General features: G+C 57.6%; 28 protein-coding genes and 1 other RNA gene. 21 read left to right on the forward strand and 8 right to left on the reverse strand.

Translation table 11 applies throughout. The features are described 5' to 3' along the window. Window positions 1-81 precede the first annotated feature (81 nt). The 11 genes from P8A24_RS02905 (at window position 82) to P8A24_RS02955 (ending at window position 8,652) form a co-directional block, all read left to right on the forward strand. A complete protein-coding gene (locus tag P8A24_RS02905; RefSeq protein WP_278059568.1) occupies window positions 82-1,317 on the forward strand; it encodes a TadA family conjugal transfer-associated ATPase in 1,236 nt (411 codons plus the stop codon). Further along, the gene (locus tag P8A24_RS02910) at window positions 1,293-2,117 is read left to right on the forward strand and encodes a type II secretion system F family protein (protein ID WP_278059570.1); all 825 of its coding nucleotides are present in this window, start codon (window positions 1,293-1,295) and stop codon (window positions 2,115-2,117) included. Before P8A24_RS02905 ends, P8A24_RS02910 begins: the two co-directional genes overlap by 25 nt. Window positions 2,118-2,269: 152 nt before the next feature. Next, window positions 2,270-2,989 carry a type II secretion system F family protein gene (locus tag P8A24_RS02915; protein ID WP_278059572.1) on the forward strand — a complete coding sequence of 240 codons (720 nt, stop codon included), beginning with the start codon at window positions 2,270-2,272 and terminating at the stop codon, window positions 2,987-2,989. 25 nt (window positions 2,990-3,014) lie between these two features. Next, a complete protein-coding gene (locus P8A24_RS02920; protein WP_278059574.1) occupies window positions 3,015-3,206 on the forward strand; it encodes a hypothetical protein in 192 nt (63 codons plus the stop codon). A gap of 40 nt (window positions 3,207-3,246) precedes the next feature. Then, a complete protein-coding gene (locus tag P8A24_RS02925; protein ID WP_278059576.1) occupies window positions 3,247-3,558 on the forward strand; it encodes a hypothetical protein in 312 nt (103 codons plus the stop codon). After that, on the forward strand, window positions 3,542-3,967 hold the full coding sequence (locus P8A24_RS02930; RefSeq protein WP_278059578.1) for a hypothetical protein: 426 nt from the start codon (window positions 3,542-3,544) through the stop codon (window positions 3,965-3,967). The genes P8A24_RS02925 and P8A24_RS02930 overlap by 17 nt, the downstream gene beginning before the upstream one ends. Further along, entirely contained in the window at window positions 3,964-4,401 is a 438-nt protein-coding gene (locus P8A24_RS02935) for a hypothetical protein (RefSeq protein WP_278059579.1), read from the forward strand. Before P8A24_RS02930 ends, P8A24_RS02935 begins: the two co-directional genes overlap by 4 nt. Window positions 4,402-4,415: 14 nt before the next feature. Then, entirely contained in the window at window positions 4,416-5,546 is a 1,131-nt protein-coding gene (gene prfB, locus P8A24_RS02940; protein ID WP_278059581.1) for a peptide chain release factor 2, read from the forward strand. Between the two features lie 129 nt (window positions 5,547-5,675). Next, window positions 5,676-6,365, forward strand: coding sequence for a cell division ATP-binding protein FtsE (ftsE, locus tag P8A24_RS02945; RefSeq protein ID WP_278059583.1), 690 nt, complete (start codon window positions 5,676-5,678; stop codon window positions 6,363-6,365). After that, a complete protein-coding gene (gene ftsX, locus P8A24_RS02950; protein ID WP_278059585.1) occupies window positions 6,365-7,273 on the forward strand; it encodes a permease-like cell division protein FtsX in 909 nt (302 codons plus the stop codon). The genes ftsE and ftsX overlap by 1 nt, the downstream gene beginning before the upstream one ends. Window positions 7,274-7,299: 26 nt before the next feature. Next, window positions 7,300-8,652: a peptidoglycan DD-metalloendopeptidase family protein gene (locus P8A24_RS02955; RefSeq protein ID WP_278059587.1), complete on the forward strand. Its 1,353-nt coding sequence runs from the start codon at window positions 7,300-7,302 to the stop codon at window positions 8,650-8,652. Here the strand turns inward: P8A24_RS02955 and P8A24_RS02960 are convergent. Beyond that, window positions 8,633-8,848 (reverse strand): hypothetical protein, encoded by a 216-nt coding sequence (locus P8A24_RS02960; protein WP_278059589.1) that lies wholly within the window; start codon window positions 8,846-8,848, stop codon window positions 8,633-8,635. The two genes, P8A24_RS02955 and P8A24_RS02960, sit on opposite strands and share 20 nt — an antisense overlap. A 31-nt stretch (window positions 8,849-8,879) precedes the next feature. On the opposite strand from P8A24_RS02960, the gene smpB reads away from it, so the two are divergent. The 3 genes from smpB (at window position 8,880) to ssrA (ending at window position 10,794) form a co-directional block, all read left to right on the forward strand. Further along, window positions 8,880-9,380, forward strand: coding sequence for an SsrA-binding protein SmpB (gene smpB / locus P8A24_RS02965; RefSeq protein ID WP_278060173.1), 501 nt, complete (start codon window positions 8,880-8,882; stop codon window positions 9,378-9,380). 234 nt (window positions 9,381-9,614) lie between these two features. Continuing rightward, window positions 9,615-10,190 carry an NADPH-dependent FMN reductase gene (locus P8A24_RS02970; protein WP_278059591.1) on the forward strand — a complete coding sequence of 192 codons (576 nt, stop codon included), beginning with the start codon at window positions 9,615-9,617 and terminating at the stop codon, window positions 10,188-10,190. A 222-nt stretch (window positions 10,191-10,412) separates the two neighbouring features. Further along, window positions 10,413-10,794: a transfer-messenger RNA gene (gene ssrA, locus P8A24_RS02975) on the forward strand. A 366-nt stretch (window positions 10,795-11,160) separates the two neighbouring features. On the opposite strand, the gene P8A24_RS02980 is transcribed toward ssrA, so the two are convergent. The 6 genes from P8A24_RS02980 to P8A24_RS03005 all read right to left on the reverse strand — a co-directional run bounded on the left by P8A24_RS02980 (window position 11,161) and on the right by P8A24_RS03005 (window position 17,932). Further along, window positions 11,161-12,789 (reverse strand): Eco57I restriction-modification methylase domain-containing protein, encoded by a 1,629-nt coding sequence (locus tag P8A24_RS02980; RefSeq protein ID WP_278059592.1) that lies wholly within the window; start codon window positions 12,787-12,789, stop codon window positions 11,161-11,163. Then, the gene (locus tag P8A24_RS02985; protein WP_278059594.1) at window positions 12,719-13,684 is read right to left on the reverse strand and encodes a XamI family restriction endonuclease; all 966 of its coding nucleotides are present in this window, start codon (window positions 13,682-13,684) and stop codon (window positions 12,719-12,721) included. Before P8A24_RS02985 ends, P8A24_RS02980 begins: the two co-directional genes overlap by 71 nt. Before the next feature lie 190 nt (window positions 13,685-13,874). Then, on the reverse strand, window positions 13,875-16,166 hold the full coding sequence (locus P8A24_RS02990; RefSeq protein WP_278060176.1) for an AAA family ATPase: 2,292 nt from the start codon (window positions 16,164-16,166) through the stop codon (window positions 13,875-13,877). 1 nt (window position 16,167) lies between these two features. Next, window positions 16,168-16,374, reverse strand: coding sequence for a helix-turn-helix domain-containing protein (locus P8A24_RS02995; protein WP_278059596.1), 207 nt, complete (start codon window positions 16,372-16,374; stop codon window positions 16,168-16,170). Next, a complete protein-coding gene (locus tag P8A24_RS03000; protein ID WP_278059598.1) occupies window positions 16,371-17,018 on the reverse strand; it encodes a hypothetical protein in 648 nt (215 codons plus the stop codon). The genes P8A24_RS02995 and P8A24_RS03000 overlap by 4 nt, the downstream gene beginning before the upstream one ends. After that, entirely contained in the window at window positions 17,018-17,932 is a 915-nt protein-coding gene (locus P8A24_RS03005; RefSeq protein WP_278059600.1) for a hypothetical protein, read from the reverse strand. The genes P8A24_RS03000 and P8A24_RS03005 overlap by 1 nt, the downstream gene beginning before the upstream one ends. Window positions 17,933-18,320: 388 nt before the next feature. Between P8A24_RS03005 and P8A24_RS03010 the strand changes: the two genes are divergently transcribed. The 7 genes from P8A24_RS03010 (at window position 18,321) to P8A24_RS03040 (ending at window position 23,543) form a co-directional block, all read left to right on the forward strand. After that, entirely contained in the window at window positions 18,321-18,878 is a 558-nt protein-coding gene (locus P8A24_RS03010; RefSeq protein WP_278059601.1) for a sigma-70 family RNA polymerase sigma factor, read from the forward strand. Between the two features lie 95 nt (window positions 18,879-18,973). Next, a complete protein-coding gene (locus P8A24_RS03015) occupies window positions 18,974-19,195 on the forward strand; it encodes a hypothetical protein (protein ID WP_278059603.1) in 222 nt (73 codons plus the stop codon). Continuing rightward, the gene (locus P8A24_RS03020; protein WP_278059605.1) at window positions 19,192-19,584 is read left to right on the forward strand and encodes a hypothetical protein; all 393 of its coding nucleotides are present in this window, start codon (window positions 19,192-19,194) and stop codon (window positions 19,582-19,584) included. The genes P8A24_RS03015 and P8A24_RS03020 overlap by 4 nt, the downstream gene beginning before the upstream one ends. Next, entirely contained in the window at window positions 19,571-20,716 is a 1,146-nt protein-coding gene (locus P8A24_RS03025) for a DUF2800 domain-containing protein (protein ID WP_278059607.1), read from the forward strand. Before P8A24_RS03020 ends, P8A24_RS03025 begins: the two co-directional genes overlap by 14 nt. 16 nt (window positions 20,717-20,732) lie before the next feature. After that, window positions 20,733-21,281: a DUF2815 family protein gene (locus tag P8A24_RS03030; RefSeq protein ID WP_278059609.1), complete on the forward strand. Its 549-nt coding sequence runs from the start codon at window positions 20,733-20,735 to the stop codon at window positions 21,279-21,281. 17 nt (window positions 21,282-21,298) lie between these two features. Continuing rightward, the gene (locus tag P8A24_RS03035) at window positions 21,299-21,508 is read left to right on the forward strand and encodes a DUF1049 domain-containing protein (protein ID WP_278059611.1); all 210 of its coding nucleotides are present in this window, start codon (window positions 21,299-21,301) and stop codon (window positions 21,506-21,508) included. 82 nt (window positions 21,509-21,590) lie between these two features. Continuing rightward, the gene (locus P8A24_RS03040) at window positions 21,591-23,543 is read left to right on the forward strand and encodes a DNA polymerase (RefSeq protein WP_278059613.1); all 1,953 of its coding nucleotides are present in this window, start codon (window positions 21,591-21,593) and stop codon (window positions 23,541-23,543) included. Here P8A24_RS03040 and P8A24_RS03045 read toward each other — a convergent pair. Further along, window positions 23,528-23,821: a hypothetical protein gene (locus P8A24_RS03045; protein ID WP_278059615.1), complete on the reverse strand. Its 294-nt coding sequence runs from the start codon at window positions 23,819-23,821 to the stop codon at window positions 23,528-23,530. The two genes, P8A24_RS03040 and P8A24_RS03045, sit on opposite strands and share 16 nt — an antisense overlap. Window positions 23,822-24,009: the final 188 nt, after the last annotated feature.

Below are 24,009 nucleotides of genomic sequence, written 5' to 3' on the forward strand. Positions count from 1 at the left end.
AGGCCGGGGAGTTTTCCACAGCGGTGGAAAACTCCCCGGCCGTTTTTGCGTCGTCGCCTAGATTGGAAGTGGAGGTGAACGATGGGTGCGATTCAGTGGCTCGATCGGCGTGTGCGTGAAATGGTCCGCGAGCAACGCGTGGATCCGATGCGCCGGCCAGAACAGCTGGAAGAACTGATCGAAAGTGCGGTCGCAGAGTACGAAGGCTTGACGATTGCAGGTGCAGTGGAACCGATTGGCGACGACGCCGGTGTGCGGCGCGTGTTGCGGGATGAGATTGGCGGTTTTGGCCAGATTCAGCCGTTGATTGACGATCCGGAGATCGAAGAAATCTGGCTGAATTCACCGGGGAAAGTCTTCTATTCGAAAGGCGGATCCACAACTCTGTCGTCGATCGTGTTGCGCTCCGATCAAGTGCGTCAGCTCGTGGAACGCATGTTGCTCGCATCCGGGCGTCGTCTGGACCTGTCTTCGCCGTTTGTTGATGCAGCGCTTCATTCAGGCGAGCGCCTGCACGTGGTGATTCCGGATATTACGCGAGAGCACTGGAGCGTGAATATTCGAAAGTACGTGGTCCAGGCGCGCAGTCTCGAAATGCTTGTTGAGCGCGGGATGCTCACGGGTGAGGCGGCCAGATTCCTTGCGCTCGCGATGGATTCAGGCCTGAATGTGGTGGTTTCTGGGGCGACCCAAGCGGGTAAAACTACGATGTTGCGTGCTCTTCTCGGTGAGGTCCGCGCTGATGAGCGCATTGTCAGTGCGGAGGAAGTGTTCGAGCTCAACCTTGACCACCGAGATGTTGTTGCTATGCAGACGCGTCCGGCAAATATCGAGGGCCGTGGCGAAGTGACGTTGCGCCGGCTCGTGAAGGAAGCACTGCGTATGCGCCCGGAGCGGATCGTGATTGGCGAGGTACGGCAAGCCGAAGCGTTCGACATGTTGATCGCTTTGAACTCGGGGATTCCGGGCGCGTGCACGGTCCACGCGAATTCAGCACGTGAGGCGGTGAATAAGTTGTGTGTGTTGCCGTTGCTCGCGGGCGAGAACGTCAGCACAGATTTCGTGGTGCCCACCGTGGCGTCGAGCATCGACGTTGTGGTGCACGTTCGACGTGATCGCTCTGGGAACCGGCAGGTTACTGAAATCGTTGGTCTCACTGGCCGTGTTGAAGGATCCACAGTCGAAATTTCTGAACTCTTTGTTGATCGAGGCGGCGGGCTCGTACGTGGGCTCGGTGAGATCCCGAAGCCGGAGTTGTTCGAACGAGCCGGTCACGACATGGGAGGTGTGCGATGGGGTTCGCCGTTGGGAGTCTGATCGGGCTGGGTTTGTTCATCGCAGGGCTCGCAATCATCTCTCCGCGGCCAGCGGTGGCCTTAGGGAAAGTACAGGCGGTTGCACGCCGTGAGGCGACGGGTTTTGCCTCAGCATTGGGGGCGTTCCTTGTGTCGTTCCTGATCGTGGGGTCTGCTGTGTTCTCAATTGTTGTTGCCGTTGCAGGTGGTTTCGTCCCACGGGTATTACGCGAGCGTTCGCGCCGGCGGCGGGTGGAGGCGATGCGTGCGGCATGGCCGGAGGCCTTGGACGAGGTGGTGTCCGCGGTCCGTTCTGGTTTATCCGTCGGGGAGGCCTTGGGCGGGCTTGGCACGCGAGGGCCCGACATTTTGAAGGAGCCCTTTGCCCATTTTGCCTACGCGGTGCGAGCGAGCGGCCGGTTGGATCTGTGTTTGGATGACGTCAAGGCGAAGCTTGCTGATCCTCTCGCGGATCGCGTGATCGAGGCGATGCGCATTGCGGCCATGTTGGGTGGGGCGGATCTTGGCAAGTCCCTGTCGACGTTGGCTGCGCTGGTTCGGGAAGAAAATCGCGCTCGCGGTGAGCTCCTTGCCCGCCAATCGTGGACGACGAACGGCGCGCGGCTTGCCGCATGCGCCCCGTGGATTCTCTTGGCACTTCTCGCAACGCGCGAGGGCACCCTCGAGGCGTACTCGACTCCCACTGGTGTCGCAGTGTTGGTCGGCGGTTTTATTGTCACTGTTGGCGCCTATCTGTTGATGGTCCGTCTTGGAAGATTGCCTGCGGAGGAGCGGATATTGACGCGCGAGGTAGTGGCATGATCACGGGGGCCGTTGCAGGGGCAATAGTTGGGTTGGGCGTTGCGTTTGTCGTGATTAGTCTCGTGTTCCGGCCGTCGCTTTTTGTCTCAAGGGTTGCGCCGCACGTTGCGACGCGTTCGCGGGTATTGCATCGCCGACGTCGGGGCGCGAGTGTGCGCCGTGCTTTGTGGTACGTGGTCGAACGGCTGGGGTCGACGCGTTCGTCGGTGGAGCGCCGGTTGCGCACGCTTGGTCATCAGACGGTTTCGGATTTTCGTGTGAAACAGCTTCAGTGGGCGGGCATCGGCGTAGTTGGTGGTGTTGTTCTCGCGTTTTCCTTGGTGGTCCGGGGCGTCCCTGTGGCAGTGTGCCTGCTCGTGGTGGCAGGAAGCGCTGTTGGAGGAATGCTGGCCGCGGATTCTCGGCTCACCACTCAGGTCCGAAAACGGAGCGAGGCATACACGCGCGAGTTGCCGGACGCTGTCGAATTGATGGCGCTCGCAGTTGGTTCGGGGGAGTCGATCCGTGGTGCAGTGGAGCGTGTGGCGCGGATCCACAATGGGGTATTTGGGGATGAGCTCTTGCGCATGCTCGACGACGTTCACGCCGGTAAGCCTCTGGCTGCAGCTTTGGATGAGATGGGCAAGCGTTCGACGAACGCGAATGTTGCACGATTTGTTGATGCGACCGTTGGTGCGATCGAGCAGGGCAGTGGCCTTGCGGGGGCTCTCAATGCTCAGGCGAGGGATTCCCGGGATGCGGCCCGCCGTGCGCTCCTTGAAAAGGGTGGCCGGGCGGAGATCGCAATGATGATCCCGGTGGTGTTTTTCATTTTGCCGATCACCGTGCTGTTCACGATTTTTCCGGCGCTCGGTGCGCTGAGCTTGATGTAAGGAAACAAAGAATGAAAGGAAAGTCATGAGGCGGATGCTGAACAGGTTCACTGCATTGGTCAGGATCGAGGAGAGGAAGGTCGAGCGCGGAGACGTGCCGGGGTGGGTGATGATCACGTTAATGACCGCCGCGCTGGTTGTTCTCATTTGGTCGGTGGCTGGGCCAGCTCTGACCTCGTTGTTCGAGAACGCGATCCAGCGTGTCACCCAAATGTGAAAGTGTGCGCGTCGAAAGGGGGAACGCCACAGTGGGATTCGTGGCCACAGTATCGATGATGCTCGGGGTCACTTATCTCCTTCTTTCGACCGTCCTCGCATGGTACGTACACGGGGTTGCCCGCGATTGTGCGGCAGAAGGTGCCCGCGTCGCGGCGCTCGATGGCAGTGATCTTTCGCTGGGGGAGCAGCGTGCGAGGGAGCTTGTGGCTACGTCGCTTGGTTCGATTTCGGCTGTCGTGCATGGGGAGGAAAGCGCCGGTGTTGTCACCGTGAGCATCGATGTTGAATATCCATTGCCGTCGGTTGTGGGAATGCATGCGGAGGTGAGTGCGAGTGCGAACCGCGAGTAGGGAACGTGGCCAACCAACGGAACCGGGCAACGCCGTCGTCGAATTCATCGGTGTGCTTGCGGCGATTGTGCTGCCAAGCCTGATCTTCATCGTGGGTGCGGCAACGATCGCCACTCATCAATTCGCTATCGTGGCGGGGGCTCGCGAGGCGGCGCGCGCCTTCGTGCGCGCGCCGGATTCGAATCAGGCATTCTCGGTTGGCGCGAGGGCGGGGAATCATGCCCTTGCGGAACGAGGGATCTCGGATGGGGTCATCACCTTTACGTGCACCCAGACGCCGTGTCTCACACCCGGAGCATCAGTGACCGCGCATGTGAAAACCCAAATCGAACTCCCTGTGATTGGTGCGACGATCCCTTTAGAAGCTACCGTGTCGATGAACGTCGATCCGCTGAGGAGTGTGCGATGAAGGGGCGCGAAGAAGGGAACATGATCGTGCTCGGAATCGGCGTGTGGATCGTTGCTCTTTCGTTGGTCTTTATCGTGGTGAGCGCACTGTCGCTTCACCAGGAGCGGCGCGAACTCTACGCTGTTGCAGACGAGGTCTCACTCTCGCTCGCAGCATCCGTTTCTGATGCTGCGTACTACAGTGGGAATGTTGCCGGTGCTGTTACCTCGCCGTCGTACAACGTCGCTGAGTTGTCTACTCACGCGCAGAGGAAACTCGCTGAGCATGGGCAGGAGATCCAGCTTTTGTCCGTGAAGACACACGCAGACAAACTCGGGGTAGAAGTGGAGAAAGTGGTGCGCATTCCACTTGTTCCTGCCTTTCTCGGGGCAATCGACGAAGTCCGGCTCACTGTGATCTCGTGGGCCCGACTCCGCACGATCCCTGCGTCGTAGCGTAGGATGAGCCCGTGGCCACAGATTTTCAAACAGAAATTGCATCCCTTCGCCGCGTTCTCGATCAGATCGAAGCGGTGACGAACATCCCTGTCCTCAAAGAGCAGATCGCGAGCCTCACTGAGGAATCCGCAAAGCCAGATTTGTGGGACGATCCGGACAAGGCGCAGGACGTCACGTCGCGCCTGTCGCACGCCCAGTCGGAGCTTGAGCGCATCAGGAAGATGGAAGGTCGTATCGACGATCTGGCAACTCTTGTCGAGATGGCGCAGGAAGAGAGCGCAACGGATCCTGAGATGGGTGCCGAACTGATCGCAGAAGCCGAGGGCGAGTTGACCAAGCTTTCTGAGGATTTATCCGCGATGGAAGTGAAAACACTTCTGTCGGGCGAGTACGACGAGCGTAACGCCGTCGTGACGATCCGCTCGGGCGCGGGCGGCGTGGATGCTGCAGACTTCGCGCAGATGCTCCAGCGCATGTACCTGCGCTGGGCAGAGCGTCACGGATACAAAACCAAGGTGATGGACACCTCCTACGCTGAGGAAGCAGGAATCAAATCCACCACCTTCGAGGTGCAGGCTCCATACGCGTATGGCACGCTCTCGGTCGAGGCGGGCACTCACCGCCTCGTCCGTATCTCGCCGTTCGACAACCAGGGCCGGCGCCAGACTTCATTCGCTGCCGTCGAGGTAATCCCGCTGATTGAAACCACCGATCATATCGAGATCCCAGAAACCGACCTCAAGATCGATGTTTTCCGTTCCTCTGGTCCGGGTGGGCAGTCGGTGAACACCACTGATTCGGCTGTGCGAATGACCCACATCCCCACTGGCATCGTGGTGTCGATGCAGGATGAGAAGTCGCAGATCCAAAACCGTGCCTCGGCTCTTCGAGTGCTCCAGTCGAAGCTCCTCCAGCTCCGCCACGAGGAAGAGCAGGCGAAGAAGAAAGAGCTCGCTGGCGATGTGAAGGCCTCGTGGGGCGATCAGATGCGCTCCTACGTTCTCCACCCGTACCAGATGGTGAAGGATTTGCGCACCAACTACGAAGTGGGTAACACCGACTCGGTGTTCGACGGCGATATTGATGGATTCATCGACGCCGGTATTCGCTGGCGGCAATCACATAAGGATTCGGACGAATAGTCTGCTCCACCCAGGGTTCATTGTGCGCGCCGAACCTCACTAACTGTGAGGTTCGGCGCGTCTTCTCGCATTGGTGCGCCCGCGCTCATAAGGTGGAACGGTTAGCAAACTGAAGTATTGGCACGGTTTATGATCACTTTTGAAAATGTCACGAAGGTGTACCAGAAGGGCGCGGCGCCCGCGCTCAATCAGGTGAGCCTGAATATTGATCGCGGAGATTTTGTGTTCCTTGTGGGCGCATCCGGTTCCGGGAAGTCCACGATGCTGTCGCTGATCGTGGCTGAGGAGCGCGCGACGTCGGGGAAGGTTCACGTGCTGGGGAAGGACCTTGCGGGCGTGTCCGCTCGGAAGGTGCCGCACCTGCGTCGTCAGATCGGTACCGTGTTCCAGGATTTCCGTCTGCTTCCGGATATGAACGTTTTTGACAACGTGGCCCTCGCGATGAAGGTGACGGGCAAGCCGCGCCACGCGATCGCGAAGCAGGTTCCGCAGGTTCTTGAACTGGTGGGCTTGGACGGCAAGGAGAAGCGTCGCATGTACGAGCTCTCGGGCGGCGAACGCCAGCGTGTGGCGATTGCGCGCGCGATGGTGAACCGTCCAGACCTCCTCCTCGCCGACGAACCTACGGGAAACCTTGATCGCAATACGTCGCTGGGAATCATGCGCCTCCTGGATCGAATCAACCGCCAGGGCACCACGGTTGTGATGGCGACCCACGATCAGGAGATCGTGAACCAGATGCGCAAGCGCGTGATCGAGCTGGTTGATGGCAAGGTTGTGCGTGACCAGGAGCGCGGCGTGTACGGAGGTACCCTCTGATGGCTATTCGTTTTTTGCTTTCCCAGGCGTTCAAGGGGCTGCGCCGCAACGCCTCGATGGCGGCGTCGGTTGCGCTCGTCACGTTCGTGTCGCTTCTCTTCCTTGGCTCGGCGGTTCTGCTCCAGGGCCAGATTTCGAATATGAAGAACGACTGGTACGACAAGGTGGAGGTTTCTGCCTTCATGTGTCCGACGAAGTCGACGTCGGCGCAGTGCGCTGGTGGTGAGGCGACGGCGGAGCAGATCGATTCAATTGGGAACCTGCTCAAGTCCACAGAACTGAAGCCATACGTGGAGAAGGTCTACTTTGAAACGAAGGAAGACGCTCTGAAGTCGTTCCAGAAGCAGATGGCGGGCACGAACTGGGTCCAGTCCCTCACTGCGGACGAGATGCAGGCGTCCTACCGTGTAAAGCTGGTCAACCCGGAGCAGTACAAGATCGTTGCGGAGGCGCTGAGCGGTCAGCCCGGCGTCGAATCAGTGGTTGACCAGCGCGAGCAGCTCGAGCCATTGTTTAACATGCTCAACCGCCTCACGTACGTTGCGGGTATCCTTGCGGGCGTCATGATCGTGACCGGCCTGCTCCTGATCCCATCAACGATTCGCCTCTCGGCAATGTTCCGCCGCAACGAAACACAGATTATGCGTTTCGTGGGTGCGTCAAACATGTTCATTCAGGCGCCGTTCATCCTTGAAAGCGCGATCGCTGCACTGTTTGGTTCACTGCTGGCAGTGGGTGCACTGTACGTGGCCGTTGAGGTATTTATTTCGCGCTGGTTCTCCTCACAACTGATCGACGTCGTCTCCGGAGGCGATGTGCTGGTGATGGCTCCGTTCTTGATTATTGGCGCAGTAGTGGTATCGGTCTTGGCCTCGTTCGTCGCGCTTCGTCGATACACTCGAGTGTGAGTGACGGGGAGTGAGGGGGAGTAAAATTGCGTAAGACTTCTGCATGTTTGTCGGCGTTGGCGCTCACTGTGGCGGCAGTGTGGGCGCTACCTGCGTACGCTGACGAGCGCTCCGATCTGGTCGAAAAGCAGAAGGAGCAGACTCAGAAGATTGAGAACCTGTCGTCCTCTCTCGAGGGAGTGGATGTGTCGCTCCAGAAGGCGTATTTGCAACTCCAACAGACGCAAGGGAAGATCCCGGCAGCCCAGGACGCGCTTGCCAAGGCTGAGGATGCGCTGTCTGCGGCGAACCGTGAGGCGGAGGCGAACGCCGCGTTGCTTGCCGCTGCGCGCGGCGAACTTGCCCAGATCGGCGAAGCGATCACTGATGCTCAGGCGAAGGCTGCCGCTTCCCGCGATAACCTTGGCGAGCTTGCTCGCGCCACCTACCGTGGCGAGCTCCAGCCGAACGCGCTGTCATTGATCGTTGGCGCGACGTCGTCGAAAGACTTCCTCGATGCCTACCTGGTCTCGAGTGCGATTTCGCGTACGCAATCGTCGTCACTGACGCAGTTCCAGCAGGCGGCTGCGCAGAGCGAGAACCAGAAAGCTCGCCAGAATGCGGTGGAAGCCCAGGTGACCGATCTCAAAGCGAAGGCCGATGCCATTGTCGTCAAGCGCGAGGAGTCACGGGCAGCAGCGCAAGCGAAGCAGGATGAGCTCACCAAGCTTGAGGACGATCTGAAGAGCCAAACCGCAGCGCTTGAAGACCGCAAGTCCGAGTTTAAGAAGTCTATCCAAACGGTCACGGTTGCTCGCGACGAAACGTCGGCCGAGATCGCCAAGATTGATGCTGAGAACCGGCGCAAGGCCGCCGAAGCTGCGCGCAGGGCGGCTGCTGCGAAGCGTTCGCAAGCGGCGGGTTCGGCGTCGGGCGGTGGCTCTACCGAGTCGAAGAACACCGGCTCCGGCTACTGGCTCCACCCACCGGTTCCAGCGCCCGTGTACGTGACGAGCCCGTGGGGCATGCGTATCTATCCGTTCGACGGTAGCCGTTGGATGCACAACGGCGTCGACTTGCGTAGCTCGTGTGGCGAGCCGCAGCGCGCGCCTGCGGACGGCACGGTGGCACGCACGGTTCCTGCGCCCGGAAACTCGACGCACGGCAACCAGATTTTCATCAACCACGGCATTGTGAATGGCTCGTCGTGGGTGACAGTCACGAACCACTTGTCGGGGTTCAACGTGCGCCCGGGTCAGAGCGTGAAGCAGGGCGAAGTGATCGGCTGGACTGGCCAGACCGGCATGGTGACCGGCTGCCACGTCCACTTCGAGATTTGGAAGGACGGCCGGGTGATCAACCCGATGAGCCTTCCGTCGTTCACGCAGCGCTTCGGGTGAGTTCCGCGAAAGCCGCGCCTGCGATCGAGGCGAGGTCTCCGGCGTCGGTGGGTTGCCCATCGGCGCCGGTTTCGTTTCGCTCGGGAAGGTTCCCGACGTCGGTGTGCGGGTTGCGCACTTGCGCAACGTTGCGTTTCGGCGCGAGGTGCGCTCCGGCCTCGGCGGCGGCTAGACTGGACTTTCTGGAATGTTCCACGGAAAGAAGGTCAATTGTGGCGAAGGCGAAGATGACGCAGGCACAGAAGGCGAAGGCCGCCTCGGATGCGAAGGCGATGATCGCGCGCAACAAGAAGGCACTTCACGATTACTTTATCGATGATCGTTTTGAGGCGGGCCTGGTGCTCTCGGGCACGGAGGTCAAGGCGCTGCGCATGGGGCGTGCGTCGCTTACCGAGGCGTGGATCGAGGTGGATCGGCGCGGCGAGGCGTGGATCATTGGCATGAATATTCCGGTGTACGCGATGGGTTCGTGGACCAACCACCGGCCAACAGCCAAGCGCAAGCTCCTGCTCCACAAGGACGAGCTTGACGAGCTCGCGGTACGTAGCCGCGAAAAGGGCTACACGATCGTGCCGCTCGAACTGTACTTCCTGCGCGGGCGCGCGAAGGTGGAGATCGGGATTGCGCGCGGCAAGCAGGAGTGGGACAAGCGCGAAACCTTGAAGCGCAAGCAAGACAAGCGCGAGACGGATCGCGCACTGGCCGAAGTGCGCCGCCGCCAGCGGTAGGGGAGCGGGCCGCCGTCGGGATCTGAGGCAGGCCGAGTACCGGCGTCGGGTAAGCCAGCCGCGTCGGGTAAGCCAGCCGTATCGGGGCGTGGCGTGCGCGCCTCGCACCTGCGTTGCACAACTCACTCCCGGCGTCGTGTCGCTACGGGCGAAATGGGAATAGGACTCACGGCCCGCGGGTTAGACTTGTTGTGAAGCGCCCACCAGGGCGCACGGCAAACCAAGGAGTTTTTGATGACTTACAAGATTACTGTGCTCGTGGGCTCGCTGCGCACGGGTTCGTACGCTCGCAAGATCGCAACCGAGGCGCTGGGCATGTTCCCGGAGGGCTTCGAAGCTGAGATCGTGGAGATCGGCGATCTGCCGCTGTACAACTTCGATTACGATAACCCGGAGCAGACCGACGCTCCGACCCCGGAGAACTACACGGCGTTCCGTGAGACGGTGAAGGCCTCGGACGGCATCCTGTTCGTGACCTCGGAGAACAACCGCACCATCCCGGCCGTCCTGAAGAACGCGGTGGACATCGGCTCGAAGCCGAACTCGGACGTGGCGTGGAAGAACCGTCCGGCCGGCATTATTTCGCACTCGGTTGGTGCGATGGGCGGCTACTCGGCTCAGAAGAACCTGCGTCTGGCGCTGTCGTACTTCGACATGCCGATGCCGGGCCAGCCTGAGGTGTTCCTCGGCAAGTCGCCGGAGCTCTTCGGCGAGGACGGCACACTCGTGGAGCGCACTGAGAAGTTCGTGCGCGATTACGTGGAGCGTTTTGCGGCTCTCGTTGAGAAGACCAACGTGAACGGCAAGTGATTTTTCGCCTGCGCAAGTAGGTGAGTAGGTGAGGGGCTGCGAGGGCAGCCCCTCACTGCCTTTCCGTAGTCGTGGGCTCGCGGCGCCCGCCGACGCCGGTGCGCGAGTTGCGCCGTGCGCGAGGTGGGCCTTGCTGGACCGGGGAGCCCGACGTCGTCGGCTCTGGACTTTCGCTCCTGACGCGAGTACTATCGAGAAACACGTTGGTTAACAACTGAATACGGGGCTGATCGGTTTCGACGGCGGTGACTGCCGAAGGGAAGCGGGTAGAGGATGCTTGGTCATCTCTTTAACGATTCCAAGCGAAAAAATAACTGCCAACAAGCAGAACAACGACTTCGCCCTCGCTGCCTGAGCGCGAGCGCATTTCAATGAAGTCCGTCAGACCATCCGTGCTTTCCGGATGGATTCCTGGCGTCGTTTTAGAAAGCCACTGCTGATCTGCTAGGAAACTGAGCGGATCGGGACTTTCAAAGTTTCTAGGTTGGTGAGTGACTTGTTCACGTGAGCACTCCAGCCGAAAACAACGTTGTGTGAACTGCACCCGGAGAAGACTTGGGTTTTGCATCGTCGGACGGGAGTTCAATTCTCCCCAGCTCCACCATTTGTACTCGACTTTTGATACAAAGAATTGAGTACGAACTGAACCCCTTGGGTTCCGCGTTTTACCTGGTATTTCGCGGGATTCGAGGGGTTTAGTGTTTCTCAGGAGCGGGTGGTCATCGGGCCGGTAGCGGCTTCCAGTGGCCGGGTTCGGGCTTTCGCGCGGTCGTATGGGGCCCAGACTTTGGGAGCCGTCAAAAGGTATAGGCGTCCGTCAAAAAGTATGGGCAATCGTCAAAAGGTTCAGGGTTGCCGTCAAAAAGTACCGGGGTTGGCGTCAAAAGGTATCGGGGTTGGCGTCAAAACGGTTTAGGGCGCCTGAGTTCATATGTTGGCGTCAGTTCGTTCGTCTCGTGATATACGTTTTCTAGAACAGGCGGTCCCCGCTCGTGTTATACCGAATCCCAAGCTGGCGGAAGATTGAACCGGCCGGGACATTAGCGAGCTCTTTCGGCTCGATCTTCCTGAGTCCTCCTCCATAAACTCGTCCTCCAGCTATCAATGATTCTTGGGAGAACTGTTGCAAAGCTTTGTGTACGTCTTCAAGCGTAAGAGAGCCCTCTTGGATAGCGTTTTCGAGTACGCCGCGTGGATAGAGCATTAGATAACCGTTGGTTGCAATTGCTCTCGAGTAATTGAGAATGAACCTAAATGGGGTGCCTTTGCCGTTAGCGCGCCCCATGTAGGTCAGCAAAATGGGTGCGGGTTCTCGACTCTCAACTTTGTACCAGGGCGCGCGATTGCGTACCAAGTAGGAGTTGCGTGTCTTGTCATCAGCACCTTCAAAGTACTTTGCGAGACTTGGGTTCTTGGCCGCAATCGTTGCTTCAGGTTCAGAGGAACTCATCAGGACAAGCTGTTCAGATAAGATTGGCCAGCCATCCGGATCAGCAGAAATGGTTGGAAGGTTTAGCCTTCGGGGCGGGGGAAGCACTGGAATGAGATCCGAATCGTCGATTCCGTCTGCTGCGACCGCATCTCTAGAGCGGATGAAATAAGAATTATTTCCCGTTGCTATTCCACGACGAATAGTAAACAAATCAGAAAGCGTAGGTTCAGTTTCCGGCAGGTCGGAACGTGGAGCTTGCGTGAAGTATCCACTCCAGCGGCTTTCTCCGTGCAGTGAAGTCTGCGGGAATACGAGACTTGCGCCTTCTGGGTTGTTGATGTCATCGCCCTCGGAGAAAGTGACTTTATGATTCTTGCCGGGTTGTTTGTTCCTAAAGACGAGTATTAAAGATGTGACTAATGCGTCATCAAAAACTAATCCATCGGGATCGAATCGGTGAATCCGCTCGATAGACACATTTTCGGCCAGGTATTTCCGAATAGATTTTCCATAGTTTGTATCGAGAAACTCAGATGGTATGAGCCATGCGGATATTGCGCCTGGCGCTAGGCACAGCTGGGAAGCGAGAATGAAGTAGACGTAAAGCCCTGACAGACCGGAAGGTGATCGTCCAGTGACGCGCGACACGATTGCGCTGTAACGAGCTTTGATTTCTTTTGGCAAATGATGGTGACGAACGTACGGTGGGTTAGCAATGAGCAGATCTGCTTTGAGTGAAGAGGTTGTAGCGAAATCGAGGAAATCTCCTTCAATGATCGTTGTTCCCCACTCACTCCATAGATTCTTTGCTACCTCAGCAAATTCCTGATCCTTCTCAACTCCAACGATGTCCCTATACCTAATGCCAGTTTGTTCTGCAGCTGACAGGGCAGCATAAATGAAAGCTCCGGAGCCGCATGACGGCTCGAGCATGATGGGTTCGTCAACTGAAACCAATTGGAGCGCGAATTTTGCTATTGAACTTGCTAACGAAGGAGGAGTTGCAAACTGGCCCTCCTTGTTCCGCTCCACAGGGTCGCGTTTCGCATCGAGTTTGCGCTGCTTGGATAGGCGTTTCTTCTCAAGATCCGTAAGACTAAAGTCCGGCAATTTCGAGGTCCTCCACTCTGTGCTCCCAGATCCAGTCAAGCCCTTCAGCGGCTTCATAGCCAAGATACCCTGCATCAAAATAACCGCATAAAAGCAGAAGAAGGTCAAGTTCATCGCCGTAAGTGCGCTTCAATTGATGTGCCTTAGCTGCCTCTTCTTTTCGTCTCTTGTTTGTGTTTGTGAAGTCGCCAGCACTCTTAGCCTCAATAAGTACAGGGAATCCGGACTGGTTTGGTGTATGTGGTTGCACTACGAGGTCAATCGGCATATTTATGAGCTTTCCGTCTCGATTTTCTACCGGAACGTTATGGTGCACGGAAAAAGTTCCTGGTGGTAGATCTTTAAGAGAGAGATTCCTGGCGTAACGTTCTTCTTTGTACCCGCGGGCAGTCAGCCATGCGCGCATGACTGTCAATTGTCTCGCTTCTTGCGCGTTTCTAATGATGGGGTCTGTAACTGCACCGCATCGGCGATCGCCCACAACAACTGAGGCAAGCTCAATCTGCTTCTCGGAAGGCGGCGTCTTCGTGGCAACCCATTCAAAAAGAGTGTCGTCTAGAAGCTCCATGATTATCGAAATAATCCGCTCTAAATTATCTCGTAAATCCTTGTCAGTCATTCGAGTTGGTAAATCGCCAGCCTCGAGGCTATTGACAAGAGATTTGGGAACATTGGCGAGACCAACCAATCTGTCCCGAGCTATTGGTGGAGCAGTGACCATGCGGAGAATTCCCATAATCTGCGGGGCATCTATAATGTCTTGCGGGGTTAACCTATTCATGTAGGCGGTAGCTTTGAAAAGCTGCTCGACTTCGTCAATCACGGCGGAACGGGAACCTCTATACGCTTCGGGAGCGGCGTCGAGAAACCATTCGTTGTACATCTTCACCGATCGGTACACGTCCTCCTTCCAAAGATCCACACGATGTCGGTTGATATTTGGTTTACTCATAAGAAGTCCTTACCTTTCGCGGTTATTATCCCGAGAGTGTCACAGTCCTGGTCGCTAGATGAATGCGTTCTTGCGCTTGAGACAGTCTTCCCGGTCGCGTTGATCTTGGTTGGCGTCATAGATGATCCGGCGGTGCAGCAATTTCCTGCTTTGACCGAGGCGGTTACTTGTTGCCAGTTTGAACGCATGCTCATTTGCTTCTCGCTTCTGCTGGCGCAAATTCGACCGCGTGTTGTCCATTCATCATCTTGTAGTGCTGTTCTTGTCCCATGAGGGTGAAGATGAGTTGGAAGATATGGCGTAGTTGGTTGGGGTCGTGGTCTTCGGCGATGAGGTAGGTGTCGTCCTCGAGTCCGTTCTTGTGGTGGCTTATGCAGGTGAGCATGGACGTGACGAGGTGGTAGTCGGCAAGGTCTTCGATTCCTTCGCCGTTCGTGTGGATGAATTTGTCCCGGTTGTCTTTGAGCAGGGTTGTGGTGAGGTCGGCGCTGTCGTAGCCACAGAGTTGGAGAAAGTAGTGCTCCAAGATCCTGCGGGTGACGTTCAGTACCGTGATGCTAGAAGATGCTTCTTTGTATTCGTTCCATAGCGCTGCGTAGGAGTTGAGGACGGGGGTGTAGTTTTCCTTTTGGGAGGGGGCGTCTTGCCCGTGACGTACGCACAAATTGACTCTGGATACGTTGTCGGTTTTCTTGATGAGGAAGTAGGAGGCGTAGCGGTAGTCGTTGAGGTTGGGGTAGGAGACTTCTCTATAGAAGTATGGGTTGTGGGACAGGATGATGATCTGCTTGATGTGGTTGCCGCGTCCGGTGTCGTGGCGGTAGTCAACGTTGTTTTGACAGATCTTGATGAGTTCTCTGATGTGGGCGGCGACGATGAACATTGCGCCGGAGTCCATGCTTGAGACGGGATCATCGATGACCACGATGTTGTTCCGGAGGTATTCTGCCTGCTCCAGGCTTCCTTGGATGAGGAAGTAGAAGTAGAGGAAGGCGATGAAGTTTCGTTCGCCTTCGGATAGGTTTTCGGCGGTGGTGCCGTCGAGGCGGACTACGCGATAGGCGTTTTTCTTGCCGGGTACATCATCGAGATGGAAGCCTTGGAATCCAGATTCTCGCAGGACGGTGTTGATCTGCTCTTTGACGACGCTTGTGTTAACGACTGAACCGAGAAGTTGCTGGATCTGCGTGTCGAGATCCTTAACCGAAGCACGAGCTGACTTCGCTATTAGCGTGGCTGCGTCAATCTCGTCTGCTAGCTTCTTTGCTTCGTTCCCATAGCTGGTGACAATGTGAGCAAGGTGATCGGCGATATGCTGCCATACTCGTTCGGTACAGATCTTGCGTTGCTGTTTTTGGTTTGCGACGACCTTATTGTGAGCCTCGATCGCTTCGTTGGCGTCAGTAATGAGCTGGTTGAGATCGTCGATCACACTTGTGGTGTCGTCAAGCTGTAGCTGACTACTGGGTGTTCTCAGTTTATGTTCGATGGTTTCCACGTTGGCTTGTAGCTTCGCCCGCAGGAGTTCGACGTAGGTGTCGTACTCTTTTGTCTCTAGCTGGGGTGGAGCAGCCGTCATAGTGGTGCTGAGCGGAACATTCCATGCTTGGCGCGCGGCGGCCTTATACGTGTCGGCGAAGGTCTGTAAGTCTGCGAGCGACTGTTCGTAGGCGTCATCGAAGCACGCGACCAGAGTTTCTGTGAATCCTTCGGGTAGTTCTTGCTGGCAAAAGGGGCAAGGGTCTCCGTCGCTGGTGGAGAATGTGGCGTTGCCGTGCCTGACCCAGTCAGCAGCGTTGATGGTGTCGATGAATCTGGCGAAGTCTGTGTTAGCCGTGTTGACGATCGCCGCGCCCATGAGGCGATCATCGGGGGGCTGAATGTCGACGAGGTCGAGGAGCGGGTGGGTCGTTGCTTGCTTGTCGAAGGCCGCAGTGTAGAGCGCTTCTAGTTCGCTCAGGTCTTGTTCCTTCGGATCGGCTGTGGTGAGTACGGCTTCGGCGAAGGTTCGTTTCTGCTTTCGACCGTGTTGGGTTTCAGAAAACTGGTCGCGGAGGTCTTTTGACTTTTCCCAGCACTCGTCGTGAAAGTTTGCCGTTAGTTGTTCGAGCTGTGCTTGTTTCGCGGAGGCTTCGTCTTCGTGATGCTTGGCAACGCGAGTGTGTTCATCGCGGTCTTGGCGGAGGATGGCGAGTTTCTTCTCTGCCTCGATATTGGCTTTGCCGAGGGTGAAGACGCCGTTGAGTGATTCGTAGGTGGAGAAATTCTCATCAACGAATCCGCGATCGTAGACCATGACTGAGTAGTCGTCTGCATCAACATTCGTGTCCCAGGTCAGGCCGTGTCCTAAGCCTAGGGTGCGTGCGATTGTTGATTTACCTGCTCCGTTTCGGCCGAAGAAGAAATTGAGGTAACTCAAGTCAACGGTGCAATCCGTGAAGGTAGCTGAGTTGACCCTGATTTGCCTAATCGGGCCTCGCATCTTATCCAACGGTGTTCTCCTGATCGAGTTTTCCTTCACGAAGCCACTGGTCGACTTCCGAGAGCTTGTATTTGTACATTTTCCCGGCCTTGTATGCGGGTAGGCGTCCTTCTTTTGTCCAGTTACGCACGGTGTCCTTGCTGACGCTCAGATGGGTTGCTACGTCGTCAAGGTTGACCCAGTTTTCTATTTCGCTTCCTGTGTTCATGGCTGGCCTCCGATCAGGGTTGGCATGAGGACGCTAATTCCGGCCTGCGCGAGTTCGTGAACAAGATCCACGTTCTTGACTGCCCAGTGAGTACGGTTGAGCTCATTGAATTTGTCGTTGCCACATAGGTCGAGTTCTTCAAGCAGCTCGTTGAGTCGTTGCTGCGGGATCGCTGTTAAAGGTGCATATCCGATTTTTATCCCGCGTACACCGTTGCGGATGTTCGTGATTGCTGCAAAGTAAGCAACCTGGTCATTGCTGGCCCTGCCGAATTCGTCGTTCTCGTTCATGATGAGGGCAGGGTAGGTTTTCAGTGTCTCAATCGCATCTTTGTCGAGTTTCTTTAACTCCTCACGATTTGTGGGGCACATGCTTTCAGTCAAGGCACGCTGAGGATCCATAGGGACCGATCGGGCGTTCGGGTCAAAATCTGGGGTCACGATCAGCTGGTAATAGTCACAACTGAGGGCGACCGGAGTAGCAGGGGCGCCAGCAGTCCCGACAGGTGTTTGCAACATGATGTGGATAGGTGCGTTGACGGTACCTGCGTGAGCGATCTGAACACCATTTGCCCCGAGTTGATTGAGAACCATCGCATTGGGTGGCGAGGCCGGTTCTGCTGGGACGATTTGTCCATCTGACATCACAACCCCCTGCCAATGTTAAGGGTGCCCACTGAACCAATCTGCTGACTGTTCGCCCCGTACTGGTTAAACACGACGTGCGGTGTTACTGCATGGGCCTTCTCGAAATTGCGATCGGCTGAGGCATCACTGTCATCATTAGCCTGATCGTCGTCGACTATTTCAGCTTCGATAATCTCGTCATCCCCCGAAATGCGAGGTTGCGCCTGTTCGGTGGGGTCTTCGTCGTAGCGGGTGATGGCAGGTGTCCAACTCCCGTCGAAGTTGAATGCCTTCATATCGAATTTTCGTGTCGCGTTTGGTGCAGAGGTGGCAAGGTGCCATCTGTCAAAAGTGCTCTGGCCTGATGTGTTGCGCACCGTCGGATCCGAGACATATTTCCAAACCCCGAGGATGAGGGACTCGAGGCATATTTCCCTGGCGTCTCCAAGCTGGGCTTTGGTGCGGTGCGAGCCGTCGGGCAAGAGCTCGACTTCTTGAGTGTCAGTGATGGTGGCGTCGCGGTTGATGAGCGTTCCGAGCATCTGGACAAGGCGTAGCCCCTTGGAATCTACGTCGATGAAGCGGTCAACGAAGTCTCTCGTTCTGGCCAAAGCCTGGGGGAGATTGTTATCAATCAGATCGTTGAATTCGTGCGCAAACTCTTCCCCGCCTACTGGCATATAGGTGGTGTTCCCATCATTTTTGCAGTTGCGTAGTCCACTCGTGTTCTGGCTGAACGTGCTACCGGCTGATGGTGGCTGAAAGCTTGGGCTCACGATGCGGATGAGCCCGGCAAGGATTTCTGGATTACTGAGCCCGTCGGCTTTACCGGCGAGGGTGTCGCGAGCCTTTTTTCGAAGAGGAAGTGCTTCTTGGAGCAGCACGAAAAAGGTGCCCGCTGTTAGGCGATCACTACTTTCCCGCGTTCCCATGATCCTCGATTCCGAAATTACAAACCTTATGAACCTTAAGAACCTTGGTAACCCTGGTGTCCGAACCTTGCGAACTCCACGTTAGAAAGTGGAGATGCAAGAAGCGACTCCACCGCATCGGCTCCGAACGAGTGGACTGGTTCCCATCAATTCCTAGAAAATCACTCTACTTCGTTACCGGCATCGGCGCAGTGGCGACGCGTCTCGTGTCTCTGGCCAGGCTCTGATCAAGCCTGTCCTCCAGTTGGCAACTGGGAGACGCGTTCGAGACGCACCTGGCGGGCAGCCCCTCATCGGGCTGTCCGCCTCTTTCGTCTCAACCGTGATCCTCCAGTAGCCAACGCAAGTTCTCGAATGGGTCTCCCTTCATTTCTGAAGGAAGATTCAAATGGTTTTCAACAACAAGCGCACCCTCACGGTGCGTTTTGAACGCGAGGATTCGACCGAGCGTTTCCCGTCCTCTAGATACTCCGTCCAGGTCACCCAAGACGAGGTAGATGTCATGGTCAAGTGTGACTACGTACAGCGTCTAGCTGTAGCTGATGATCCAGCATCGGTGGAGCGTCGTGACCCGAACGAGATTCTCGAGCAGGAGGTCGCCAGGCCTGAGTACAACGCTGCGAAGTCCCACTTTCGCAACACCACCTACCGAGCCACCACCCCACGGGATGCGGAAGAGCCAGTGTCGGTGATTGAAGGAGAGCTCACCTCCGACGGCTATCTCGTCAGCGAAGATTCTTCCGATCCGGCTGATGCGTGGGTGGGGGAGATTCGCATCTGGGACGCGATCAATTCTCTGCCTGAGCGTGACCGAAACGTCCTGGTCGATGTGCGACTCAACGGTTTCACCCAGGCCGAAGTCGCCGCCAAGTACGGGGTTACCCAACCGGTGATCTTCAAGATCCTGCGGCGCGCCACCGACGTGTTGAAGGAGAAGTTGTCATGAGGGGTTATAAACAACGGTGCCTGAAAGCCCTTCTAGTAGCAGGGCATGCCAATCCGGGCTCAACCGTCCTGCACATACAGGAAGGGGAGTCTCTAATGAGGCACAAACTACAGGTTCGGATCACCCCCGATACCGATTCGGTGGTCAAGGTCCGCCAGCTTCGTCTTCGTGAGCGTCTGGCCCGCCGTATCTTCGGCACCAGCGATCGTTTCGCTGTGCTCGTGCCGGGCGGCAGCGTTGACGAGGTCACGATCATCGAACAGTCCGATGAGTTGATGGCGTTGGCTGACGCGGTCCAGGGCGGTGGTGCGAAGTGAACATCACCGAACTGAACAAAGCGATAGCGGCGTTGAACCAGATCGCAGAGATCGCGACCAGCGCGGCTGGTGTTTTGGAGCAGGCGGGGTGGGAGTCGTTTGAGGATCATCATGGGATGAGCGGGGTGCGTCCGATCGCGGCAGCTGAGCTTTCCCACGCCGCCCTCGAGGACGCCTACGAGGACCACATCGAACAGGTATCACTTGATCCGGTCGTGACTGTGGAGGAAGTCCGCGCCGCCCTCGCAGACTTGTCGAAGGCCGGGTTGACGGCCCAGGCGCGATCCTTGATTGAACAGACCGGGGTATCGAAGCTCTCCGAGGTGGACCCGGGCAAGTTCGCATGGTTGCTCGAGCAGGCGAAGGTGATTACTGATGCCACCGAATGACCACGCACTCCTAAGCGCATCGAGCGCTCATCGGTGGTTGGAGTGCCCGCCGTCGGTTCTCGCCAGCCTCGAGGTCGCGGACACATCGTCGGCGGCCGCGGAGCAGGGGACAGCGGCTCACGAGCTGGCCGAGTTCAAACTCAGGCGCGCTCTCCATCTCAACCCTACTGTCCGTCCGGTCTCGGATTGGCACGACGCCGAGATGGAGACCCACACGGATGACTACGTCGCCTACATCCAACAGGTTCTAGCTTCGGTCAAGGAATCGACTCCGGATCCGTTGGTGTGTGTCGAGCAGCGCCTGGACTTCTCCCACGTCGTCCCAGATGGTTTCGGTACCGGTGACTGCGTGATCGTTGCTGACGGGATCATCCATGTCATCGACCTCAAGTACGGGGCCGGTGTCCTGGTTGAGGCTGAGGAGAACCCACAGCTCAAGCTCTACGCTCTGGGCGCACTCCACGCGTTCGAGGCCTTGTATGAGCCAGGCGAGGTGGTGGTGCATATCTTCCAGCCACGAAGGGACAACGTCACCTCCTGGACCACCACCGCCACCGAGCTCACCACGTGGGCTGAGACCGAGGTGGCACCAAAAGCTGAACTCGCCGTGGCGGGCGAGGGCGAGTTTTGTCCCGGGGCGTGGTGTCAGTTTTGCAAGATCGCATCAACCTGCAGGGCCAGAGCACAAGCCAACCTTGACCTGGCCAGGTTCGAATTCGCCCCACCAGCAGAGCTCACGGATGCCGAGATTGCCGAGGTGTTGGCTCAGCTGCCACAGCTGACGAAGTGGGCGGCTGATGTGGAGGCGTATGCGACGTCGCTTGCGGTCAACCAGGGCAAGACCTGGGGCGGGTTCAAGCTCGTCGCCGGCCGCTCGATGCGCAAATACGCCAACGAATCCAAGGTGGTTGAGGCGCTCGAAGCAGCCGGTTGTACGGACGTGTTCGACCAGAAACTGCGCACCATCACCACGCTCGAAAAGCAACTGGGCAAGAAACGGTTCGCCGAGATCCTGGCAGGCCTCGTGGTCAAACCAGCGGGCAAACCATCCCTCGTGCCCCTCTCCGATAAACGCCCCGCCCTCGAGATTCGGGATGCGGGTAGTGAATTCACGTTAATAACCGATAACTAAGAGAAAGAAGACACTCATGTCCAACACTGAGACCCGTGTGGTCACCAATGAGGTCCGCCTGTCGTATGCCAACATTTTCGAGGCGAAGTCCATCAACGGCTCCAAGCCCAAGTACTCAGTCTCCTTGATTATCCCCAAGTCCGACACGGCCACGATCGCCAAGATCGAGAAAGCCATCGACGCCGCCATCGATCAAGGCGTGGCGAAGTTTGGTGGGAAGAAGCCCAACAAGGCTGCCCTCAAGCTCCCGCTGCGTGACGGCGATATCGACAAGGACGACCCAGCCTACGCTGATGCGTTCTTCGTCAACGCCAACTCCACCACGCCACCCCAGGTCGTCGACCAGGCGTTGAACCCGATCCTGGACGCCAACGAGGTCTACTCCGGTTGCTATGGGCGCGTGTCGATCTCGTTCTATGCGTTCAACACGAACGGTAACCGGGGTATCGCCTGCGCGCTGGGCAACATCCAAAAGATTCGCGACGGCGAACCACTCGGTGGCGGCCGCGTCAGTGCAGAGTCTGACTTCGCCGCCTTCACGGCCGGCGAGGACTTCCTCAACTAGACGAACGGAGAACCATCATGAGCGAGTGCTACACCGCCGCTTTGTTGGCAGGAACGACTCTTTTTGTTGCTTGGGCGATCGGCTCCATCGTCGGGTCCGTGCTGGGAGCATGGCTGACCTCATGGTTTGAGAACCGTGCGATCCGCAAGGACCGTGAGCGTATCGAACAGCTCATGGCAGAGACCGAAGCGCAGCGCGAGCAGTACCGCATGCGCACCAAAGAGTAACTATTAGCCCGCGGCCGGGAGAACACCTACCACCACTAAGGTGGGTGTTGTCCCGGCCCTTACCTCGTGTGGAGGCGTTATCGTGCACGAACTGGCCATTGACATCGAGACCTTCAGTCCCGTCAACCTCACCACATCCGGGGTCTACCCCTATGCCGAACACCCTGACTTCGACATTCTCTTGTTTGGTTATTCGATCGACCACCAACCGCCCATCGTGGTGGACCTCGCCGGTGGAGAAGAACTGTCTGCCGAGGTCGTTCATGCTCTGGTGGACCCGGATGTGGTGAAGGAAGCGCATAACGCTGCCTTCGAACGTATCTGCCTCAGCTCGTACCTGCACCGACACCACCCAGAACTCATGGCAGACCGTCGGTTTCTTGACCCTTCCCAGTGGCGCTGCACCATGGTGTGGGCCGCCTACCTCGGCCTACCGCTCGCGCTCGATGACGTCGCAAACGTCCTTGACCTTCCTGCCCGGAAAGACCCGGCAGGTAAGAAACTCATCCGACACTTTTGCACCCCCAACAACGACGGCACCCGAAACCTACCCGGCAGCAACCCAGCTGGCTGGGAGTCGTTCAAGGCGTATAACGCTCGTGACGTCGAGGTGGAGACCGCGATCCACCAGCGCCTGGCAAAGCACCCCATGCCACAATCCGAGTGGGACACCTATGCGCTCGATCAGCGCATCAACGACCGAGGCATCCTCCTCGACCACACCCTCGTTGAGCGTGCTGTCGCTATCGACGACGCCTCGCGTGCCGCGCTGCTTGCTCGAGCAGTCGAGCTCACCGGACTCGAGAATCCGAATAGCCCCACCCAGCTCAAGACCTGGCTCGAAGCCCACGACTGCCCAATGGATTCATTGGCGAAAACTGCGGTCGAGACCGCCCTCGAGACGGCAGACGGTGTGGTCCGCCAGGTCCTCGAACTACGCGGAGAACTCTCCAAATCAAGCGTCAAAAAGTACCAGGCGATGCAGGTATTCCGTGACGGTGATGGGCGGGCGCGCGGGCTCATCCAGTTCTATGGCGCAGGCAGGACAGGACGGTTTGCAGGACGCCTCATCCAAGTCCAAAACCTACCCCGCAACTACCTGTCCGATCTCGATACTGCCCGTGACCTCGTCAGAGCCGGTAACCGCGAGGCGGTCGAATTGCTCTACCCGTCGGTTGCCGACACGCTCTCCCAGCTCATCCGCACAGCCTTCATCCCGTCGCCCGGCCACTCATTTGTGGTCGCGGATTTCTCTGCGATCGAAGCACGCGTGATCGCCTGGCTCGCCAGCGAAACCCACACCCTGACCGCATTCGAGGAAGGCAAAGACCTCTACTGCGAGACCGCATCACGCATGTTCGGCGTCCCCGTCGAAAAACACGGCACCAACTCTGGGCTGCGGCAGAAAGGCAAGATCGCAGTATTGGCTTGCGGATACGGTGGCTCGGTTGGTGCTCTGACTGCGATGGGAGCCTTGAACATGGGGCTGAGTGAAGATGAGCTCAAACCCATCGTGGATGCATGGAGGGCCGCCAACTCCAACATCGTCCAGCTCTGGGCCGATGTTGAGCATGCGGCGATCACAGCGATCACCACCAGAAGGGCTGTGCGCCTCCGCAACCTACGCTTCATTTACCAGGCCGGGATGCTGTTCATCGAACTCCCATCAGGCAGGAGGCTCTCGTATGTGAAGCCTGGGCTGGGGGAGAACCGGTTCGGTGGCCAATCCATCACCTACTGGGGACTCGGGGCCAACCGGAAATGGGTCCAGCTCGAGACCTATGGTGGGAAGCTGACCGAGAATATCGTCCAAGCAATCGCACGCGACCTGCTCACACACTCCCTGCACCTGCTCGAGACTGCTGGACACACGATCGTCATGCATGTCCACGACGAAGTTGTTATCGACCACCCCGAGACAAGCCCACACACCGTCGAGACCATCTGTGACCTCATGGCCACCACCCCCGCATGGGCGGCCGGGCTACCACTGGACGCAGACGGATACGAGTGCGCCTACTACCGCAAAGACTGAACACCAGCTTCGTAACGAGCGTGGGCAGCATCGGCGGTGATGGTCTCGGTTGCCACAATCTCAACGTCGTAGCCAGCGAAGGTCCGGGTGAACACCTCCATGCCGTGCCTGGTTGCTTCTACAGCGGTTTCGCCCCTGACGTAGAAGATCGCGGTGGTCGGGGTTTCACGGTCCGCATCAGGCCAGTAGTAGAGCTCATCGACCAGGTCGAAGGCTGACTCGATATCGGTGTCGGTGAGGTTGGGGTGGGCAATGAAATCAACAATGACGTGCCACATGGCCGGTCTCTTTCTAGGACTCTCCCACACAAGGAAAGATTGCAACATTACCCCAACGACAACTGTCCCGCACGCTAATTGCCTTCCTGTGGCGCAAGCCCCGATCCCGCCCACGAAAATATCTATCGTACGTGGGGTTATAAACCACGGTGTCTGAAAGCCCTCCTTGTAGAGGGCTCCCACTCTCG

This window comes from Arcanobacterium wilhelmae (genome assembly GCF_029632765.1).
In the GTDB taxonomy this organism is placed as follows: domain Bacteria; phylum Actinomycetota; class Actinomycetes; order Actinomycetales; family Actinomycetaceae; genus Arcanobacterium; species Arcanobacterium wilhelmae.

What these genes read in the sequence shown, in the direction of transcription:
- P8A24_RS02905 (WP_278059568.1), top strand. Translation starts at nt 82, where the DNA reads ATGGGTGCGATTCAGTGGCTCGATCGGCGTGTGCGTGAAATGGTCCGC.
- P8A24_RS02910 (WP_278059570.1), top strand. Translation starts at nt 1,293, where the DNA reads ATGGGGTTCGCCGTTGGGAGTCTGATCGGGCTGGGTTTGTTCATCGCA.
- P8A24_RS02920 (WP_278059574.1), top strand. Translation starts at nt 3,015, where the DNA reads ATGAGGCGGATGCTGAACAGGTTCACTGCATTGGTCAGGATCGAGGAG.
- P8A24_RS02935 (WP_278059579.1), top strand. Translation starts at nt 3,964, where the DNA reads ATGAAGGGGCGCGAAGAAGGGAACATGATCGTGCTCGGAATCGGCGTG.
- ftsE (WP_278059583.1), top strand. Translation starts at nt 5,676, where the DNA reads ATGATCACTTTTGAAAATGTCACGAAGGTGTACCAGAAGGGCGCGGCG.
- ftsX (WP_278059585.1), top strand. Translation starts at nt 6,365, where the DNA reads ATGGCTATTCGTTTTTTGCTTTCCCAGGCGTTCAAGGGGCTGCGCCGC.
- smpB (WP_278060173.1), top strand. Translation starts at nt 8,880, where the DNA reads ATGACGCAGGCACAGAAGGCGAAGGCCGCCTCGGATGCGAAGGCGATG.
- P8A24_RS02970 (WP_278059591.1), top strand. Translation starts at nt 9,615, where the DNA reads ATGACTTACAAGATTACTGTGCTCGTGGGCTCGCTGCGCACGGGTTCG.
- P8A24_RS02980 (WP_278059592.1), bottom strand. Translation starts at nt 12,789, where the DNA reads ATGAAGCCGCTGAAGGGCTTGACTGGATCTGGGAGCACAGAGTGGAGG.
- P8A24_RS02985 (WP_278059594.1), bottom strand. Translation starts at nt 13,684, where the DNA reads ATGAGTAAACCAAATATCAACCGACATCGTGTGGATCTTTGGAAGGAG.
- P8A24_RS02990 (WP_278060176.1), bottom strand. Translation starts at nt 16,166, where the DNA reads ATGCGAGGCCCGATTAGGCAAATCAGGGTCAACTCAGCTACCTTCACG.
- P8A24_RS02995 (WP_278059596.1), bottom strand. Translation starts at nt 16,374, where the DNA reads ATGAACACAGGAAGCGAAATAGAAAACTGGGTCAACCTTGACGACGTA.
- P8A24_RS03000 (WP_278059598.1), bottom strand. Translation starts at nt 17,018, where the DNA reads ATGTCAGATGGACAAATCGTCCCAGCAGAACCGGCCTCGCCACCCAAT.
- P8A24_RS03005 (WP_278059600.1), bottom strand. Translation starts at nt 17,932, where the DNA reads ATGGGAACGCGGGAAAGTAGTGATCGCCTAACAGCGGGCACCTTTTTC.
- P8A24_RS03010 (WP_278059601.1), top strand. Translation starts at nt 18,321, where the DNA reads ATGGTTTTCAACAACAAGCGCACCCTCACGGTGCGTTTTGAACGCGAG.
- P8A24_RS03015 (WP_278059603.1), top strand. Translation starts at nt 18,974, where the DNA reads ATGAGGCACAAACTACAGGTTCGGATCACCCCCGATACCGATTCGGTG.
- P8A24_RS03025 (WP_278059607.1), top strand. Translation starts at nt 19,571, where the DNA reads ATGCCACCGAATGACCACGCACTCCTAAGCGCATCGAGCGCTCATCGG.
- P8A24_RS03030 (WP_278059609.1), top strand. Translation starts at nt 20,733, where the DNA reads ATGTCCAACACTGAGACCCGTGTGGTCACCAATGAGGTCCGCCTGTCG.
- P8A24_RS03035 (WP_278059611.1), top strand. Translation starts at nt 21,299, where the DNA reads ATGAGCGAGTGCTACACCGCCGCTTTGTTGGCAGGAACGACTCTTTTT.
- P8A24_RS03045 (WP_278059615.1), bottom strand. Translation starts at nt 23,821, where the DNA reads ATGTGGCACGTCATTGTTGATTTCATTGCCCACCCCAACCTCACCGAC.